The sequence below is a fragment of the Streptomyces sparsus genome (genome assembly GCF_054776295.1).
The window spans coordinates 1-1,695 of record NZ_BAAHCA010000992.1 but is presented as its reverse complement, the minus strand read 5'-3'; the positions used below and the strand labels follow the sequence as shown (position 1 = coordinate 1,695).

General features: G+C 69.7%; 1 protein-coding gene. It reads left to right on the top strand.

Annotation, left to right across the window (positions count from 1 at the left end; translation table 11 throughout):
- Positions 1-1,311, top strand: a 1,311-nt coding sequence (rho, locus tag ACYVE9_RS25675; protein WP_461030284.1) for a transcription termination factor Rho, incomplete at its 5' end; no start/stop codon positions are given.
- Between the last annotated feature and the right edge of the window lie 384 nt (positions 1,312-1,695).

Below are 1,695 nucleotides of genomic sequence, written 5' to 3'. Positions count from 1 at the left end.
GGCAACGCGCCCCAGCAGCAGGGTGGTGGAGGCCAGGGCGGCGGCGGCCGATCCGGCCGTGACGACGAGGACTTCGAGGGCGGCCGCCGCGGACGCCGCGGACGCTACCGCGACCGCCGCGGCCGGCGTACCCGCGAGGACTTCAGCGAGCCGCAGGTCAACGACGACGACGTGCTGATCCCCGTCGCCGGCATTCTCGACATCCTCGACAACTACGCGTTCGTGCGCACCTCCGGTTACCTGCCGGGCCCGAACGACGTCTACGTCTCCCTCGCACAGGTCCGCAAGAACGGCCTCCGCAAGGGCGACCACGTCACGGGCGCGGTGCGCCAGCCCAAGGACGGCGAGCGGCGGGAGAAGTTCAACGCCCTCGTGCGGCTCGACTCGGTCAACGGCATGGCGCCCGAAAACGGCCGCGGACGCCCGGACTTCAACAAGCTGACGCCGCTGTACCCGCAGGACCGGCTGATGCTGGAGACGGACCCGGGGGTGCTGACGACCCGGATCATCGACATGGTCGCGCCCATCGGCAAGGGCCAGCGCGGTCTGATCGTGGCCCCGCCGAAGACCGGCAAGACCATGATCATGCAGGCGGTGGCGAACGCCATCACGCACAACAACCCCGAGTGCCACCTGATGGTCGTCCTGGTGGACGAGCGTCCGGAGGAAGTCACCGACATGCAGCGGTCGGTGAAGGGTGAGGTCATCTCCTCGACCTTCGACCGCCCGGCCGAGGACCACACCACCGTCGCCGAGTTGGCCATCGAGCGCGCCAAGCGCCTCGTCGAACTCGGCCACGACGTGGTCGTGCTGCTGGACTCCATCACCCGGCTGGGCCGCGCGTACAACCTCGCGGCGCCCGCCTCGGGCCGGATCCTCTCCGGTGGTGTGGACTCCACGGCGCTCTACCCGCCGAAGAAGTTCTTCGGTGCCGCGCGCAACATCGAGGACGGCGGTTCGCTGACCATTCTCGCCACCGCGCTGGTGGAGACCGGTTCGCGCATGGACGAGGTGATCTTCGAGGAGTTCAAGGGCACCGGCAACATGGAGCTCAAGCTCGACCGCAAGCTCGCCGACAAGCGCATCTTCCCGGCGGTGGACGTGGACGCGTCCGGTACCCGCAAGGAGGAGATCCTGATGGGCAGCGAGGAGCTGGCCGTCACCTGGAAGCTGCGTCGGGTGCTGCACGCCCTGGACCAGCAGCAGGCCATCGAGCTGCTGCTGGACAAGATGAAGAAGACCAAGTCCAACGGCGAGTTCCTGATGCAGATCCAGAAGACGACGCCGGCTCCGGGCAACAGCGGGGACTGATCCCACCGCCGGCAGCGCAGGGTTTGTGTTTCAGCGGGCCGCCGCATCCCGCCCTCGGGCGGAGTGCGGCGGCCCGCGCGCGTGAGAGCCTCACCACAGCAGGCGGCCCGTGTCGCGCGCCGCGCCCCCGGAGGCACCCTGCGTTCGCGCTGGTGACAGCCGGCTCCCGCGGCGGGGCGGGCCGTGGTGGGAACTGTCCGGATGATCTTGCTTAGTCGGCGTTCATCACTCTATGTGCAACCCTTCGGCAGAAGTCGACGTCTCACCGGCGTCACCACAGGCAGCCGCGGAGGGAGCAGCGCGATGACCGAGCAGAGCACCGGCGGAGAGGCCGCCGCACGCCGCGGCGGTCTGCTGCGTGCCACCGGCCGGCGCCGCAGGCGG